The sequence below is a fragment of the Sulfurihydrogenibium sp. genome (assembly GCF_027448985.1).
Classification (GTDB): Bacteria; Aquificota; Aquificia; order Aquificales; family Hydrogenothermaceae; genus Sulfurihydrogenibium.
Genome location: NZ_DAIDMN010000174.1, coordinates 1 through 990 on the forward strand (window position 1 = coordinate 1; position 990 = coordinate 990).

1 protein-coding gene and 1 pseudogene are annotated in these 990 nt (G+C 42.0%); both read right to left on the reverse strand.

Going from position 1 to position 990, the window contains the following annotated elements:
• Nucleotides 1-289, reverse strand: a pseudogene (locus NE054_RS08410) (ferredoxin oxidoreductase); the annotation flags it as partial.
• A gap of 15 nt (nt 290-304) precedes the next feature.
• Nucleotides 305-990 (reverse strand): carbon monoxide dehydrogenase beta subunit family protein (locus NE054_RS08415; RefSeq protein ID WP_297890546.1); only part of this gene is annotated, 686 nt, incomplete at its 5' end.

Sequence of the window (990 nt, forward strand, 5' to 3'; positions counted from 1 at the left end):
ATGTTGCCGTGAACAGACGCACACCTGCTCTTGCAGCACCAGCGATTGCTGACATCGTACCAAGCTCTTCTTCCGCTCTATAGTACTCTTTGATGTGCCCTTGTGCAAAAATATCACCAACAAGGTGCATAACTTCAGACTGTGGTGTAATAGGATAGGCAATAGCCATATCAACACTTGCTCTTTTAACAGCTTCAGCCATTGCCTGAGCACCAGTAATAAAATGCTTTTCTCTTGGAGCCTCTTTTAAGAGGTAATCCATACTTACTAATGTTTTATTTAAACTCATTTATCTCTCCTTATCTTATTCAACATCTGCGATGTGTTCGCCTTTTTTACTCATGAGGAGACTTCTGTACTCACCATAATCAGCCGGCGTAAGTGTTCCCCAATCCTCTTTTGGCAAAGATGGGTTTTCTGGTGGCATTTTTGCTGTCCACTCAATACCTAGTTCATTTCTTACTTGAACAAGGATGTCTCTAAATCTAAGTACATCTTCAGCATGAACATCTCTGATAGAAGCCATTGCTTCTTCGTGACCCATAAATGCACACATTGCTATCGTGTAACAATCTGTACCAGCTCTAATCATTCTTAATGAAAGGTTTGCATAATGACAGTGCACACCGATGAAAACAGCTGCTTTAATCTTGTTATGCAAAATTGTTAAGTTAGGGTGATTCGGGTTGATTTCCGCTTCTGCATCAATTTTTGGATACTTAGGTCTATAGTCTGGCATAGGGATGATTTTACAATTTGGAATCTCAGCTGCAAGATCCAAAATCGCTGCTGATTTTTCAGCTACGTCATCTCTCCAGTCCCATAATACTTGCGGTCCAGGGAAGATAGTTGGGTTCGCCATCGTCAACAAAGCTTTTGCAGCATCTCTCATCGCCTCTTCTTCTTCTACGATGTTGCCATATAGCAACGCCTTACCTTCGGGCGAAAGCTCAACTCCCATAGATGGTGCCGATTGTGGCATATAACCCA